16 protein-coding genes are annotated in these 14,399 nt (G+C 54.6%); 10 read left to right on the top strand and 6 right to left on the bottom strand.

The genetic code is table 11. The features are described 5' to 3' along the window. The first annotated feature begins 47 nt into the window (after positions 1–47). The 7 genes from GEOB_RS01650 (at position 48) to GEOB_RS01620 (ending at position 6,246) form a co-directional block, all read left to right on the top strand. Positions 48–887, top strand: a complete 840-nt coding sequence (locus GEOB_RS01650) for a hypothetical protein (protein ID WP_012645435.1) — start codon at positions 48–50, stop codon at positions 885–887. 233 nt (positions 888–1,120) lie between these two features. Then, complete coding sequence (locus tag GEOB_RS19170) at positions 1,121–1,531, top strand: FKBP-type peptidyl-prolyl cis-trans isomerase (RefSeq protein ID WP_012645434.1); 411 nt, start codon at positions 1,121–1,123, stop codon at positions 1,529–1,531. 23 nt (positions 1,532–1,554) lie between these two features. Next, the gene (locus GEOB_RS19165) at positions 1,555–2,211 is read left to right on the top strand and encodes a haloacid dehalogenase type II (protein ID WP_012645433.1); all 657 of its coding nucleotides are present in this window, start codon (positions 1,555–1,557) and stop codon (positions 2,209–2,211) included. A gap of 10 nt (positions 2,212–2,221) precedes the next feature. Continuing rightward, positions 2,222–2,749 (top strand): YbhB/YbcL family Raf kinase inhibitor-like protein, encoded by a 528-nt coding sequence (locus GEOB_RS01635; protein WP_012645432.1) that lies wholly within the window; start codon positions 2,222–2,224, stop codon positions 2,747–2,749. Between the two features lie 178 nt (positions 2,750–2,927). Next, positions 2,928–3,371, top strand: a complete 444-nt coding sequence (mscL, locus tag GEOB_RS01630) for a large conductance mechanosensitive channel protein MscL (protein WP_012645431.1) — start codon at positions 2,928–2,930, stop codon at positions 3,369–3,371. A gap of 35 nt (positions 3,372–3,406) precedes the next feature. Beyond that, a complete protein-coding gene (locus GEOB_RS01625) occupies positions 3,407–4,774 on the top strand; it encodes an OmpA family protein (protein ID WP_012645430.1) in 1,368 nt (455 codons plus the stop codon). A gap of 272 nt (positions 4,775–5,046) precedes the next feature. Continuing rightward, entirely contained in the window at positions 5,047–6,246 is a 1,200-nt protein-coding gene (locus GEOB_RS01620; RefSeq protein ID WP_041267035.1) for a mannosyltransferase family protein, read from the top strand. A gap of 119 nt (positions 6,247–6,365) precedes the next feature. Here GEOB_RS01620 and GEOB_RS01615 read toward each other — a convergent pair whose 3' ends face one another. From GEOB_RS01615 to GEOB_RS01600, 4 genes are all read right to left on the bottom strand, one after another. Then, the gene (locus GEOB_RS01615) at positions 6,366–6,785 is read right to left on the bottom strand and encodes a VOC family protein (RefSeq protein ID WP_012645428.1); all 420 of its coding nucleotides are present in this window, start codon (positions 6,783–6,785) and stop codon (positions 6,366–6,368) included. A 115-nt stretch (positions 6,786–6,900) separates the two neighbouring features. Next, a complete protein-coding gene (locus GEOB_RS01610; RefSeq protein WP_012645427.1) occupies positions 6,901–7,491 on the bottom strand; it encodes a DUF2059 domain-containing protein in 591 nt (196 codons plus the stop codon). A 132-nt stretch (positions 7,492–7,623) separates the two neighbouring features. After that, on the bottom strand, positions 7,624–8,922 hold the full coding sequence (locus GEOB_RS01605; RefSeq protein ID WP_012645426.1) for a HipA domain-containing protein: 1,299 nt from the start codon (positions 8,920–8,922) through the stop codon (positions 7,624–7,626). After that, entirely contained in the window at positions 8,919–9,161 is a 243-nt protein-coding gene (locus tag GEOB_RS01600; protein ID WP_230199006.1) for a helix-turn-helix domain-containing protein, read from the bottom strand. The genes GEOB_RS01605 and GEOB_RS01600 overlap by 4 nt, the downstream gene beginning before the upstream one ends. Positions 9,162–9,438: 277 nt before the next feature. Here GEOB_RS01600 and GEOB_RS01595 point away from each other — a divergent pair, with 277 nt between their 5' ends. Beyond that, the gene (locus GEOB_RS01595) at positions 9,439–9,693 is read left to right on the top strand and encodes a DUF6364 family protein (RefSeq protein WP_012645424.1); all 255 of its coding nucleotides are present in this window, start codon (positions 9,439–9,441) and stop codon (positions 9,691–9,693) included. Next, a complete protein-coding gene (locus GEOB_RS01590; protein ID WP_012645423.1) occupies positions 9,690–10,001 on the top strand; it encodes a type II toxin-antitoxin system RelE family toxin in 312 nt (103 codons plus the stop codon). The genes GEOB_RS01595 and GEOB_RS01590 overlap by 4 nt, the downstream gene beginning before the upstream one ends. A 207-nt stretch (positions 10,002–10,208) precedes the next feature. Here GEOB_RS01590 and GEOB_RS01585 read toward each other — a convergent pair whose 3' ends face one another. After that, positions 10,209–12,023 (bottom strand): ABC transporter ATP-binding protein, encoded by a 1,815-nt coding sequence (locus tag GEOB_RS01585; RefSeq protein ID WP_012645422.1) that lies wholly within the window; start codon positions 12,021–12,023, stop codon positions 10,209–10,211. Between the two features lie 132 nt (positions 12,024–12,155). On the opposite strand from GEOB_RS01585, the gene GEOB_RS01580 reads away from it, so the two are divergent. Next, entirely contained in the window at positions 12,156–13,547 is a 1,392-nt protein-coding gene (locus tag GEOB_RS01580; RefSeq protein ID WP_012645421.1) for a beta-galactosidase, read from the top strand. Between the two features lie 128 nt (positions 13,548–13,675). Here the strand turns inward: GEOB_RS01580 and GEOB_RS20035 are convergent, their stop codons facing one another. Then, complete coding sequence (locus GEOB_RS20035; protein WP_012645420.1) at positions 13,676–14,317, bottom strand: c-type cytochrome; 642 nt, start codon at positions 14,315–14,317, stop codon at positions 13,676–13,678. Between the last annotated feature and the right edge of the window lie 82 nt (positions 14,318–14,399).

Here is a 14,399-nt window from a genome sequence, read left to right as displayed (position 1 = left end):
CATAATGGAGGCGTCAGGAGGCAACATTAGAAAACAAGGAGGTTCCAATGGAAACTCGAACAATTGAAACCCGCACAACTGAGAAAAGAACCTATTTCCCCTGGATCAGCTGGGGGTCTATTTTCGGGGGGCTGGCCAGCGGCATGGGAACCTACTTGCTGTTGGCCCTGCTGGGACTGGCGGCAGGACTTACGGCAGTGGATCCCCAATCCGCAGAGCCGGTCGGCAAGGCTTCCCTCATTACCGGCATCTGGACCAGTGTCAGTCTGGTCCTGTCGGCGTTTGTCGGCGGCTATGTGGCGGCACGCATGTCCGGTTTGACCAGGCTAGCCGATGGGATGCTGCATGGCCTGGTAGCCTGGAGCGTCAGTACCCTCGTTTTTGCTTTTGTCATCACCACCTCCATCGGCTCAGTGATCGGTGGAGCCTTTTCCGTGTTCGGTCAGGGGGCGAAAGCGATTACAGGCGGAGCAGCAGTAACGGCGGGAGGAGTATCTGGTTCTCCGGGAGCACAGACCCAGCTTGAGTCGCTACTGAAAGGGTCCTCCGGAAAAGGGGACATCAGCAAAGAGTCGGTGGCCACCCTCCAGCAAAGGCTCTCCAGCGGCGACCGGGAAGGTGCCGTCAACGTCATGGTCAGCGACATGGGCTTTACACAGGATCGGGCTGAATCGATGGTTAACCAGGGCATGGCTTTGTTCGGCTCTGCCCGGAACCTTCCCGAGCAGGCTCGCGGAGCCGCATCTTCAGCCGTTTCCGGCTTGACCAAGGTCTCGTGGGGGCTGTTCGGAGGAGTGCTGTTATCCATGGCCTTAGGTATTGCAGGAGGTGCTGTCGGCTCAAAAGCTGCCATAAAAAGGCGCAGTCCGATCTTTCATAGGGGGTGACACAGAAAAACCTGCATCGGCCCCAGTCAAGGGCCGGAAGACCTCCTTCCGGCCCTTTTATTTTCCCGCCTGCGACCAAAACTTCCTGCCCCACCTCACCTGCACTGCCCGCACCCCTCCCGCAACCTGCGATTAATTTTTCCTTCCCCGTTTGCAACCTTCTCTCATCCGGGTAACATTAAATTAGACAAATATCATCGACCATTGTACTAACGTGCTCCAGGTGGTGACCAATGCGGGCTGAAATGGGTAAAAGGGTAACTATCAGCTTCGTCTGCAGGCTGGAAGACGGCACCCTCTATGACTTTACCGAAGCGACCATGCTCAGCTTTATCGTGGGGCAAGGTCATACCCTGCCGAGTCTCGACGCAGGGGTGATCGGCATGAGCCGTGGCGAACACAGGACGATCCGGTTGCCCGCAACGGAAGTGGACGCGTTTCCCCTGGTGGCGCCAGGCACCTCTTCCACGGCAGGAATCCCTGCAGGGAGCAGCCGGGCTCCCAACGGTTATGAATTCGCCCCCGGAGCAGACGGCGATGCCGTAACACCAAGCCAGCCGCATTCACGTTGGGCAAAACCCCGAGTGGCCACTGGCGCCTGGTTGGTGTTTCATGTGAAGTTGCTTAAGGTGGAAGACGTTTAAGAGTCTGAAGGAAGGGGGCAGCCATGGCCAAGGTGGTAATTTTTGACCTGGTGGGGACGCTGTTTTCACTGGAGACGGTTAACAGGCTTCTGGAAAAAGAAGGACTGAAGGGGGACAGCTGGTTTCAGGAAAGCATCCAGACCGCCATGGCAGCAACACTGGCCGAGCGCTACCTCCCCTTTCGCGATGTGGTCGAACTCTCCCTGACCAATCTGGTGGAGATCCACGGATTGACGGCGGTGTCCATACCGGCCGTCATGGAAAAACTTAAAGAGCTGCAGCCCATGGCGGGAGCCGTGGAGTGCCTGAAGAAGCTCAAAGGCCAGAAGGCAAGGCTGGCGGTATTGACCAACAGCGGCAAACCGGCAGCGGTTGCCCTGCTGGAACGTTCCGGCCTGGCAACACATTTCGAGATGATCGTCTCCACCGACGAGGTGGAAAAGTGCAAGCCCCACCCTTCCACCTACCTGCTGGCAATGGACCGCCTGGGTGCCGAACCGGAAGACTGCTGGATGGTGGCCGCCCACGGTTGGGATATTTATGGCGCAGCAGCAGCCGGCTTCCACACGGTCTGGGTCATGAACAGAGACCGTCGCTGGCCTTTCCCCGGGCTGCCCCCCGGCGCCACCATATCCGCTCTCGGCGAACTGCCCGAGGTAATCGGCACCTGGGGAAAATGAGGGGGAACGGATGGAGAAGATATTGGCCGCCATGATGATTATCCTTGCCTGTACCGCCTTGGCTATTGCCGGCGGAGCAAAAAAAGGGGGTATGAAAATGAAGATATCCAGTCCTGCCTTTACCGACAGCCAGAGCATTCCCGACCGATATACCTGCAATGGCAACAACATCAGCCCGCCCCTCAGATTCGAAAACATCCCCGCAAGGGCCAAGTCCCTGGCGCTGATTGTCGATGACCCCGATGCGCCGGCGGGCACATGGACCCACTGGATAGTTTGGAACATGAGCCCCCGCACCCGGGAACTGGCCGAGAACGCCGCCCCAAGGGAGGCAATTGTCGGCAAAAACGACTTCTATCACAACAGTTACGGTGGCCCCTGCCCCCCATCGGGCACCCATCGTTACTTCTTCAGGCTTTATGCCCTGGATGCAGTTCTGCAAACAGCCGGACATGCCACCAGGGCCGAATTGGAAAAAGCCCTTCAGCCGCACATCATCGAGACCGCCGAGCTCATGGGCACGTATCAGAAGAAATAGCCCCGGAGGCTGCCTTCAACAGCAGCCTCTCCACTCCGCTCTTTTCCCATACGACTCATCCGTTTCCGACAGCACTACAAGCCCCTCCAACAACTAACGGGTTAATACCCCGATTGACAACCCCCACCACCAGGGATAAACTCAATTATCATTAATCTCTTCACTAAAGGATTTTTCCATGTTCAAGGAGTTCAAGGAATTTGCCGTCAAGGGAAATGCCGTTGATCTGGCCGTCGGTGTCATCATCGGTGCGGCCTTCGGCAAGATCGTCACCAGCCTCGTCAATGATATCCTCATGCCCCCCCTCGGGCTGCTTACCGGGAAAATGGATTTCAGCAACCTGTTCATCAATCTTTCCGGCACCCCTGTGGACACGGTAGCCAAGGCAAAGGCCGCCGGCATCCCCACCATCAACTACGGGCTCTTTTTCAACAACATCATCGACTTCGTTCTCGTTGCATTCTCCGTATTCCTCGTGGTAAAGCAGATCAATCGACTCCGCCGGCCGGAAACACCTCCCCCACCGTCCACCCGGCAGTGCCCGTTCTGCCTGAGCCCAATACCTCTGGCAGCATCCCGTTGCCCCCAGTGCACCTCTGCTGTGGAGCCGACGGCAACATAGGAAGTAAAATTCAATGCAGAAGAAGGAGGAAAAAAATGAAGTTATTCAACCGCATGCTGTTGGCAGCAGCAGGCACCCTGCTGCTCTCGGTGGGCACGGTTTCGGCTGCAGGAGTCGAACCCGGGGCCTTTTACCTCTCTCCCATCGTGGGAGGATACACCTTTGACGGTAAACAGCACCTGGAGACCCAGCCTGTGGGAGGCATCCGGGCCGGCTACAACTTCACCAAACACCTTGGCGCCGAGGCACTCTTCGACTATACCCGCACTGAAGGAACCAGGAGCTCGACGAAAACCGATTTCTATCGCTACGGCGCCGATGCATTGCTGCACATTTTCCCCGACAACAGGCTGGTGCCCTATATCGCCGCCGGCTACAGCGGCATGTCCCTTGACAGCAATGACGGCACCAAGCTGACCCGCGGCGTATTCGACTACGGCCCCGGCATCAAGTACTTCATCTCCGATACTTGGGCACTGAGGGGCGATTTCCGTCACCTGATTTTCAAGCATGAAGGGGACTCCTACAGTAACTATGAATATAATCTCGGCCTCGTCTACTCCTTTGGCGCAGCCAAGGAACCGGCTCCCGTTGCCAAAGCCGAACCGGCACCAGCACCAGCCCCCGAACCGGCTCCGGCTCCCGCTCCTGTTGTCGCTCCTCCGCCTGCACCCGCCGATTCCGATAATGACGGCGTTATCGACACCCTGGATAAATGCCCTGGCACTCCTGCAGGCGTCAAGGTTGACAAGGACGGCTGTCCCGTTGATTCCGACAAGGACGGCGTTGCCGATTACCTGGACAAGTGCCCGGGCACCCCGGCCGGCGTTCAGGTAGATAAGGACGGCTGCCCTGTTGACTCCGACAAGGACGGCGTCGCCGACTACCTGGACAAGTGTCCCGGTACCCCCGCAGGAGTTCAGGTTGACCAGGATGGCTGCCCAGTCGACTCCGACGGCGACGGCGTTGCCGATTACCTGGACAAATGCCCAGGCACCCCCAAGGGAACCAAGGTGAAAGCCGACGGCTGCCCGGACCTGGAAACCCTCAGCATGTCCATCAACATTCAATTCGTCACCGGGAAGAACGACATTCAGCCCAAATATGCCGGCGAAATCAAGAAAGTTGCCGATTATATGCAGAAATACCCTACGGTTAAAGGGGTGATCGAAGGGCACACCGACAATGTGGGATCAGCTGCCGCCAACATGAAGCTCTCCCAGCGCCGCGCCGAAGCCGTCCGCAGCTACTTGATTAAAAAGCACGGCATTGCCGCCGACCGCCTCACCGCCAAGGGCTACGGCATGACCCGCCCAATTGCCGACAATGGAACCGAGGCAGGACGTCAGCAGAACCGTCGTATTACCGCGGTTCTCGATTCGGTGACGGTCGAAAAACAGTAGTCAACATGAGTTGCATGTAATAAAAAAGTAGCCTTCCAGTCTTTGGAAGGCTACTTTTTTTGTTTACGGTTTCAGCCCTCACCGGTTGCCGGGGCACATAGCCTGCTAGGGTTGGATGCGGTTTTAGGCAGAAGAGTCTGAAACCCACTATGATGGAAAAAGGTCGAATAACGGGTCATAGTAACTCTTCCGTTATATGTTAGTATTTTATCATGCGCTTGATCACCGAGTACCGACCCATCTTTCTGACCTGGCTTGTTTGGGTTTTCTTAATGCTCATTCTGGTACCTTACCTGGGAGCCCGTTTTACCCTCGTAGCTCCCGACAGGACGCTCGCTTGGACCGCCGCCGCGACCATGCCGGAAAGTCAGACACGCCACACCTACTTGACCGGAGCCTTCCTGAATGGCCATGTAGCCTGGGACTCCGAGTATTACCTCTCAATCGCCGTAGCCGGATATGACGACCCCGCCATGCGTGCAATTCCCCCTGATTTCAATTGGAAGAATCAGGTAATCCGGACATTGGCTGAAAAACCTTCCTGGACGTCAATGAATTATGCCTTCTTTCCGGGATACCCCATGCTGATCCGGATTTTTATGACCCCGTTTTTGCTTCTGGGGATGGAGGAGTTGGCAGCCGCCACTTCAGCAGGGGTTCTGGTGTCTTTGGGGGGTACGCTGGCAGCAATGCTGGCACTGTACCGGCTGGGTCGCGATATGCTGGATCGGGACGCCGGGATTAGGGCTTCATTTTACCTCCTGATCGCGCCCGCCTCCATGTTCATGGCCATGGTTTACACCGAGGGACTGTTCCTTGCTTTATCCTTTTCGGCCCTGATGTTCGCACGTGAACGGCGATTTGTCCCGGCAGGAATCCTTGCCTTTCTGGCCACCTTCACCAAGGCCGGTGGAGTGTTGCTTCTTTTGCCGCTCTTTCTCTACTGGTATGGAAGCGACGGCAGAAGAGCTATTTTTCAAATGGGGAAGGGGCGTCACTTGAGGGATTTTGCCTTCATGCTTGCCCCCGCACTTGCCTACGGAATTTTCACCCTGACCATGAGCAGCCAGTTCCACTTCATCGAGAGCAATTACTTCAACCGCAATCTGCTTAACATTCAGGGAACATTGGCCGCGTGGAAGGAAGCGGTCGGCTTGATGGCGACGAACCCGCAGTCTCTGGCCTACTACACTGTAGAGCTGGCGTGCCTGACGGCAGGAATAGCCTCCCTGGTCTGGATGTTCCGCCACGACAAGGTCCTGACACTTTACAGTGCTGCCATACTGCTCTTTTCTTTGACATCAGGGGCCGCCCAGGGGATGCACCGCTACGTGCTGGCCCTGCCATCTTTCTTTCTCGCACCTGCGGCACTTGGGCAACACAAATCATTCGACCGGGCGTGGATCATGCTAAACCTGCCGTTCATGATCATCTTACTAACCACTTTCGTGTTCAATCAATGGGCCGGCTGAGGCCGGACACCTGGGCTTTAAACGGCCAAACAGCCTGGGCATGTTTTTCCCCGCGAATGCAATTTGCCCCGGTGCATTTCGCTCCCTCCTGTGCGGGTTCACCCCCACAAGCAGTTTCCTCATGCTTCATCGCAGTCTGTGGGACCCGGCCAAAAATGAGGATTCCAGGCCACCTCCCACAAATGCCCATCAGGGTCGGCAAAATACCCGGAGTACCCACCCCAGAAGACGTCAGCCGCAGGCTTGATTAAGGTTCCGCCAGCCTTGACCGCTTGATTCAGAACTTCATCCACATCCTCTCTGCTGGAAACAACATGAGCCAATGCAATGCCTCGGAAACCTGTCCCATTAGCTGCTACGGTGGCATCTTCAGCAAGTGCATTCAATGGATACAATGACAGCCATGACCCGTTTAGCATGAAGAAGGCCGCTCCTCCTTCAAAAGGCATTCGCGGCAGGCCGAGACCTCTTTCGTAGAAGGCAGCCGCCTTTTCCATATCCCCAACACCCAGAGTAATCATGTTTATGCGCGGTTTCATTTTTTTGCCTCTATGTTCCGGGACTGGGGACGCAGCAGCGGTGCCAGCCTGCTATCGTCTCGTTTGTTTTGCCACTTCCGGGGCAATCTCCGGCAGAAACTTACGAGACCCGAGACTACCGATTGCCGACACCGACCGAGAGGTCCGCTAAACATTGGGCCATTCCGGCGTTGCGCAATTCCGAAATTTCGGAAGCGAATGGCTGCCGCGCCTCAAGTTCGTCTCCAACGAAGTGTCGTCCTGCAGGCGTAGCACTAAAAGCTTCAAGCGCCTTCCTTATCTGCAGTGGATATTCGGGATGCTCATTCGTGATCTGCTCCCCCTTGGCTGATGCATTGAGCAGGTTCTGTTCGTGCTGCAGACGAAATGCAACAGCTGCCCGGCCGTCTTCTCCTTTGAAGAAATCAACAGCTTGCCGTAGTTCGGTTTCACTCAGGTGGGCAGCATACAGCGCAGCAAAATAGTCCTTGATAGCCGGTGTCGTCTTCGCCACCATGCAGTCAGCAAGCCCCTCAGGAAAACCCATCGGTGCGACCACCAGCATGAAGCGGATCGCCTGCGCTTCTCTCTCGTGCGGCTTCACGAGGTTCACCAGAGATGTGGCAGTCTGCGAAGCCTTCTCTGCGGCAGACAATATTGCCGGGCATAACGCAGCAAGCGTAACGGCCAGAAAAATCATCCTTGTTCTCAGCCTGATATTGTACATTTTTCACTTCCTCGAAGGGCAACGTCATGTGGACACAGTATCACATTAAGGGTCAAGACCTGCACATGACAAAATTAAACTTGCTGCCATCTCTGGCTTTCCGGAATGGCGGTGCTTCATCTCCATTTTATTCTATATTTTTAATCCTGGTAACTGCTTCGCATATTCCTGATATCTATGAACCTTGTTTGTAATTACCTGGATTAAATTCCGCGCAAACTCTTCTTCAATAGGCGTAAGAAGTTCCGGTAGAGAGATTTTCGTCAACGAGCGAAGTATGTTGTTACAGAGCGAGTCGAGCATCCGGGCTGTCTGACGTTGTGGCAACTTGCACTCAAAACACATCTCTGCCAGCTGCCATGCCTGAATATCGTCAGGGTCGAAGACGTCGCCGATTGCCATCGCGATATTCCGATCATACTGATCACCGCAGACATCTAGACAGACCAGGTCGTATGCCGGTGCAAGGTCAATTCCTTCTTTTCCAAGGAAAAAGGAAATATTTTTCGCATGAGCATCGCTGTTGCCGATCAATAATTGAAACAATGTCCAGTTCAACATGTCCCTCATCGTCAGCGCAGGGACTCTGCATGATTTGGCAGAATCAAATAACATTTGCAACGATGCGCCAGTCCTCAATCCAGCAGCATGTCCGGTTTTGCCGAACGGCCTCTCATATTTGTATGTTGGCAGCAAATCCAGCATCTGGCATCCATCGATCAGATGCAGACGCTTAATCGACTCGTCACCACTCCACTTTCTGTCAAAGCGCTCCACCACCAGGACCGGCTCCCCCATCCTCACAAACTTGACGTTGGCCGCAGGTAAACCGGCCAGGTGAGCAAGTGTCATACAAATAAATTCATTGAGTACAAGATGTATGTTTTGCTTGGTATCGAATTTTAGGATGTGGGTTGAGGCGAGATCTCCTTCGCCAAAGCCAAAAGTGCCATCCGGCATAATCATTACGGGTAATTTATCCTGCACTCCTGCAGTTGAAAGCCGTTGCTTGCCGTCCCAGAGACTAATAGGCCTATCATTGCGCTCCCGAATTCTTTCCTCCAGTTCCTGTGTCTCGATTGGCCGGAAATTAGTCGTGTTTGTCTCGCTCCCTTCACCACCAATACGAAAGGTGAGTGCCCCGGTAGTTTCAGATCCGATTGCGGCGATCAACCCAAAGGTGTTTGACTTGGAAATATGTGAAGATGACGACAATTCCTCAAGCCATCTCCCTTCAGGGAGGAGGTTGGAAAGAAAACGCCTGACAGAATCATCAGGCGATTTGTGAAACTGCAGGTGTGGAGAGATCGGAAATCCTCCGCCCCCAATCCAGGTTTCGTCATATTCCAGGCCATAAGCCTCAAATGGTCCATCGAGAATGATCTTTCCGAGATAGATGCCATCCAGGTAGGTCAGGAGGGTTTCTGTCATGAGTTTACCCTGCTGCCGATAGTAAGTGATATTCCAAGCATCTTGCAGACAGTCAGGATTGAACTCAACTTAACATCGCCGCTGGCTTTCTCTATCTTCTGCATGGTGCCTACAGCCACACCACAAAAAGCGGCTGCCTCATGGATTCCCATACCTGTCTTGGTGCGACTTGCACGTACGAAGATACCGAGAGTCTCCGCATCAAGCAGTGGCTGGGATTCTGGGACAGGGGACCGCATTATTACTCTTCGCATACTCTGCTCCATCGTGAGTTTTACACTCTATAATACTATTGCAGTGCTACAATAATTGAAAATATGCCTTGATGCAACATTAATATCACTGCAGTGATATTAATAACTCTTTTAAGCGTTTTTGAATCTAAAATATCACTGCAATGATAGAATAATTCATAAGTAGGGATTTGGTGTCTCCAGTAGACAAACCATGCAACTCTTGACTACCATCTTGACAATGAGCATGATATACGCATAATATACTCACAGGAGGTGTGCCATGCAAAAAGCCCGAATCAATCTCACCCTTGATAGTGATCTGATTGAGTTTGTCAAAGAATATGCGGAAAGCCAGAGAACGACCGTCTCCGAGGTTTTTACCCAATTTGCCCTGAAATTGAAGCGTCTCAAGGAAAACGATCCTACTGAAATAATTTTGAGCGATCCGGATTTCACTGATTCCCTCATTGAGACAATTACACGGATCAAATCAGGTGCTGTCAAATGGCAAAGTTATGATGAGGTATTTAAATGAACCTCATGTTTAGTGATGATTTCGTCACATCACTTAAAAAACATAACGCAATAAAGGATGTCGTCCGTAAAAAAATTGACATGATCACCGCAAATCCGATTTCTTTGGGTGAACCCCTTAAAGGAAATTTCCGGGGTTATTACAGTTGCTCTGTTCGTCGAAATTTTCTGATCATTTATCTGTACTGCTCGATTTGCCGGAAAAAAGGTGATGATGCTATCGTTCTCTGTGCCGATTGTCAGCAATGCCCAGACGATACTCTCAAATTTATTGCCCTAGGTCCCCACGATAAAGCTTATTGGGGTTAATCTCATTCCTCATCTCACATAACCCACTTTTGCAAGGGGGTCCTTCGCCCCCCCGGCAAATGCCAACCATCACCCTTTCAAGACTTTCTATTCATGTTCACTTGTGGTTTTCTATTAATTTTTTTACAGAATTAATGTTGTGGTCATAAAAAAAAGGACCCTCCATATGGCCGGTCCCTTTTTCGTGCTTCAACAGGTAAATTTCTCTTAGCTGGCCAGCAGCAACCCCCGCGACTGGCATTCCACCAGGGATGCGTAGTAGCCCCCCTGCTCCATGAGGGCTTGATGGGTATCCGACTCGATGATATGGCCGTCTTTCAAGACCAGGATGCGGTCGGCGCCGACGATGGTGGAGAGGCGGTGGGCAATGATGAAGCTGGTCCGGCCTTTGATCAGCCTGTCCAGGGCATCCTGCACCAGGGCCTCCGATTCCGCGTCCAGTGCCGAGGTCGCCTCGTCGAGGATGAGAAGGGAGGGGTTCTTCAACAGGGCCCTGGCAATGCTGATCCGCTGCCGTTCACCTACGGAGATGCGGCTGCCCCGTTCACCCACTATAAAATCGTAGCCGCCGGGGAGCTGGCAGATGAACTTGTGAGCGTTGGCCGCCACCGCCGCCGCTTCGATCTCGGCCTTGGTCGCATCGGGCTTGCCGTAGGCGATGTTGTTGCGGATGGTGTCGTTGAAGACCAGGGCGTCCTGGAGGACGACGCCGATCTGCTGCCTGAGCGAACGCTGCTGCAGGAAGCGCAGATCCACCCCATCCAGCCTGATGGAGCCGGAGGTGGGATCGTAGAATCGCTGCAGCAGCGAGATGAGGGTAGTCTTTCCCGAACCGCTCGGACCGACGATGGCCACCGTCTCCCCGGGCTGCACATGAAGATTTATGTTGCTGAGAATGGTCCTGTCCTCATTATAGGCAAAGTGGACATTGCGAAAAAGAACCTCCCCCTTGACCTGCTGCACCGCCACCGCATGTGGCGCGTCCTGCAGCCTGTCTTCGGCATCGAGAATGGAAAAAATGATGTCGAAGGAGATGGTCGCCTTGCGCAGGGTCTGGTAGATACTGGTCAGGCTGTTGACCGGGCCGAACAGACCCCCCTGGTAGCCGAGGAAGGCCATCAATGTGCCCACCGTCGTTTCACCACGGGAAATAAGATATACGGCGCAGCCGATGGAACATGCCTTGGCCAGCATCACCACAAGGTTCTGGGTTGCCCCTATCTTGGTGTCGGTGGCCACCCCTCTCCTGACGATACCGTGGGCTTCGGACACGTCGCCCATGAATCGTTTCCGTTCAGCGTCTTCCATGGCAAAGCTCTTGACGGTGACGATTCCCGCCAAGACTTCGTTGAAGCGGGAGAAGACCACCCCCCACCGATAGAGCAGGGAGCTTTCCCGGGCGGTCTGCTCTTTGGAGGCAAATACGCCGATCAGGGCGGGGAGCGGCGCAAAGAGGATCACCACCAGCGACAACCGCCAGTCCAGGCGAACCATGACCACCACCGAGATGGCCAGGTACATCAGCCCCGGCAGGATACCGAAGGCAATATCGGCAACGGCGGCGACGAAGCCGTTGATGCCATGATTGAGCCGGGTCATCAGGCCGCCGACCGTCTCACCACGGTGATAGGAAAGGGGTAACGCGTGCAGGCGGCTGGTTGTGGCATCGAGGAGCTGATAATTCACTGCAAGCCGCACTTTCCAGCTGAGACGGTTGGAGATGGCGTTGAATCCTTCCCTGATCAGCGCTGCCAGCATAATGGCGCCTACCGCCAAAAGCACGCTGGCGAGCCCTTTATTGCCTGCCAGGCGGTCGAACACCAGCTTGTAGATAAGCGGTTCCAGGGCACCAAGGGCGGCAATAACCGGCATTATGGCCAGAATTATGGCAACGGTTCTGCGATGGGGGGTGACAAAACCGATGGCACGCCTCATCTGCGTCAATTTCACTCGATCCAGTCCGGCAAGACCGGCCACCTTGGCAAGAATCCCGTCTTTTGTCTTTTGTATTATCGTTTCCATACCCGACAGTCTGCAGGAATCCCGTCACGAAGGAAGTGAGCCCCGTCACGCAGGTAGCAGTAACAGCAGCGCCGCCTTTAGTCTCTGCTATACTTTAACTTATTGATGCCAATAAAATGCCGAGGTGATGAGATGCAAAAAGTGACGACTGTTGTAGTCTCATTGTTTCTGCTGTTCTCCAGCGCCTGCTGTCACCACCCCATGGGCGCCCATGGCACTGCCGGTGGTGGAAGCACTACTGCTGCCGGCGCCGCTCAAGCATTCACCAAGCCGGTTTCATTCAGCATCCTGCAGGATTACGTAAAGGGGGAAGACCTGGAGGAGGTGGCGAAGGACTTCAGGCTGATGAAGGAACTGGGGCTGACCACCTGGAGGGGAAGCCTGGCTTGGGGTGATTACGAACCTGCTCAGGGGCAGTACGATTTCAAGTGGCTGCGCCAGTTTGTCGAGCTCGCTACGCAACATGGCATGAGCCTGCGCCCCTACATCGGTTATACCGCTCCATGGGCTGCAGGGGGAGGAACCGACAAGGAAGCCTGGAACGACCCTCCGGCCCGGCTCCAGGACTGGAGCAATTTCGTTTCACACCTTAGCGGTGCCCTGGCCAGCCAAAAGAACATCCTCTCCTACGAAATTTACAATGAGGAAAACGTGCGACAGTGGTGGGACGGCACGGCGGAGCAGTATAACCAGGTACTGCAGAAAGGGGCTGAGGCCATACGCAGCAGCGACCGGACCAAGCCGGTTATCTTTGGCGGCATGGTCTACCCCGACGCCGACTGGGTCAAAGCAGCCTGTGACGAGTACGGCAGCGGCGACAGCTTTCACATTCTTCCCTTCCATGCCTATCCTGAGACCTGGACGGAAAAGAATATCGTGCTGGAAAACTATCTTGACCAGGGTTACCCCAATCATTTCCAGGGCACCTTCATCCCTTGGGCCGACCAGTACTGCGGCAGAAAGCCGATCTGGATCAATGAGGCCGGCTTCGCCAACACGCCGGGGAAAAGCGAAACCGACCAGGCTAACTGGTGGGCACGGGCCTTCGCCACATTCCTGGCTTCCCCCCGGGTGGAACATCTGGGTATCTATCAGATCAAGGAGCGCAAACAGTCCGAAACGGTCATCGGCGGGGGGGAAAACTATTACCTTGGTATCAGTCGTCCCGACAGAACGCGAAAAATGGCGTTCTTCACCATCAAACGCCTGATCGGCCTGCTCGATGTGGGCAACTTGACCATTGCCGACCGGGAACTGAAGGTTGAGGTTACCAGCGGGAAAAAGGTGGAACTGTACAGCCACCTCTTCGTCAGGCCCGATGGAAGCCAGGTCCTCTTTGTCTGGGACAAGAAGGGAGAACCGACGCTGCGGCTCCATCCCCGACCGGGATCGGCGGTCGTGGAATATGCCCTGGACGGCTCGCCGTTGCCGTTCAGGTCGTATAACGGCAAAACGCTGGAAAAGGTAAAACTGACCCCGGGTCTGGTTCGCATCTTCGAGATCAAGGCAGCAGGAAAGAGCTGATGGAACAGACCTGCAGTTGCCTGACCTTGAGGACCATGAGGTTAGTGGTAGCTGTCAACGCGTCATACAACCGGAACAAATAAAAAACGGGGCTCTGGCAGGAGCCCCGTTGCTTTCCCCGGATCCTCTTACTTGGTTACAGTTGAAATCGCCTGGATTTGACTTGAGGTCAATGTGGAAAGGAAGCCCATTCCACCCCTGTTGTTGTTTATGGCCGACTGGATCGCGCTTGCACTCCATCCTTTCCCTGTCGGTGAGCCATGGCAACCTGAGCAGTAGGTCTGGTAAAGGGTTGCACCGGAGGCGGCTGGAGTTGGAGTCGGAGTTGGTTTAGGTGTCGGTGTCGGTGTCGGTGTCGGTGTTGGTGTCGGTGTTGGTGTTGCCGTTGGTGCCGGTGTTGGTGTTGCCGTTGGAGTCGGAGTTGGTGTCGGGCTTGGTTTAGGTGTCGGTGTTGCCGTTGGCGTCGGTGTTGGCGTCGGTGTTGGCGTCGGACTCGGTTTTGGTGTCGGGCTTACCACTGGCTTTGGGCTTGGTGTCGGAGACTTATGCGGTCTATGACGTCGGTCCTTTTTCTTATCCCTGTCTCGGTCTCGGTCATCATCCCGTTCCCGGTCATTGTCCCGGTCCCGGTCATTGTCACGATCACGGTCATAGGTGCTGCCACCTGTAGCTTTACCTCGATCTTCATCATCATTGGCCACCGCCATTGCTCCTGATTGCAGGAAGCTCATGCATATCAGGATCGCCAGGGTTTTCTTCAGTCTCAGCATGCTGTGTACCTCCTTTTTTTAGTAGGCCCCGTAGCGCCGTGCTTCCGATTGTCGTCGGTTTCCTCAGTTGCAGGCAAAATTA

The sequence above is a fragment of the Geotalea daltonii FRC-32 genome, from assembly GCF_000022265.1.
Classification (GTDB): Bacteria; Desulfobacterota; Desulfuromonadia; order Geobacterales; family Geobacteraceae; genus Geotalea; species Geotalea daltonii.
This window is presented reverse-complemented; position numbering and strand designations above follow the sequence as displayed.

Bases quoted from the DNA above. Each gene is read 5' to 3' on its own strand.
- GEOB_RS01600 (WP_230199006.1), bottom strand. From the start codon at position 9,161: ATGCGGTCCCCTGTCCCAGAATCCCAGCCACTGCTTGATGCGGAGACT.
- GEOB_RS01620 (WP_041267035.1), top strand. From the start codon at position 5,047: ATGCTCATTCTGGTACCTTACCTGGGAGCCCGTTTTACCCTCGTAGCT.
- GEOB_RS01590 (WP_012645423.1), top strand. From the start codon at position 9,690: ATGAACCTCATGTTTAGTGATGATTTCGTCACATCACTTAAAAAACAT.
- GEOB_RS01585 (WP_012645422.1), bottom strand. From the start codon at position 12,023: ATGGAAACGATAATACAAAAGACAAAAGACGGGATTCTTGCCAAGGTG.
- GEOB_RS19170 (WP_012645434.1), top strand. From the start codon at position 1,121: ATGCGGGCTGAAATGGGTAAAAGGGTAACTATCAGCTTCGTCTGCAGG.
- GEOB_RS01625 (WP_012645430.1), top strand. From the start codon at position 3,407: ATGAAGTTATTCAACCGCATGCTGTTGGCAGCAGCAGGCACCCTGCTG.
- GEOB_RS01650 (WP_012645435.1), top strand. From the start codon at position 48: ATGGAAACTCGAACAATTGAAACCCGCACAACTGAGAAAAGAACCTAT.
- GEOB_RS01615 (WP_012645428.1), bottom strand. From the start codon at position 6,785: ATGAAACCGCGCATAAACATGATTACTCTGGGTGTTGGGGATATGGAA.
- GEOB_RS01610 (WP_012645427.1), bottom strand. From the start codon at position 7,491: ATGTACAATATCAGGCTGAGAACAAGGATGATTTTTCTGGCCGTTACG.
- GEOB_RS20035 (WP_012645420.1), bottom strand. From the start codon at position 14,317: ATGCTGAGACTGAAGAAAACCCTGGCGATCCTGATATGCATGAGCTTC.
- GEOB_RS19165 (WP_012645433.1), top strand. From the start codon at position 1,555: ATGGCCAAGGTGGTAATTTTTGACCTGGTGGGGACGCTGTTTTCACTG.
- GEOB_RS01595 (WP_012645424.1), top strand. From the start codon at position 9,439: ATGCAAAAAGCCCGAATCAATCTCACCCTTGATAGTGATCTGATTGAG.
- GEOB_RS01635 (WP_012645432.1), top strand. From the start codon at position 2,222: ATGGAGAAGATATTGGCCGCCATGATGATTATCCTTGCCTGTACCGCC.
- GEOB_RS01580 (WP_012645421.1), top strand. From the start codon at position 12,156: ATGCAAAAAGTGACGACTGTTGTAGTCTCATTGTTTCTGCTGTTCTCC.
- mscL (WP_012645431.1), top strand. From the start codon at position 2,928: ATGTTCAAGGAGTTCAAGGAATTTGCCGTCAAGGGAAATGCCGTTGAT.
- GEOB_RS01605 (WP_012645426.1), bottom strand. From the start codon at position 8,922: ATGACAGAAACCCTCCTGACCTACCTGGATGGCATCTATCTCGGAAAG.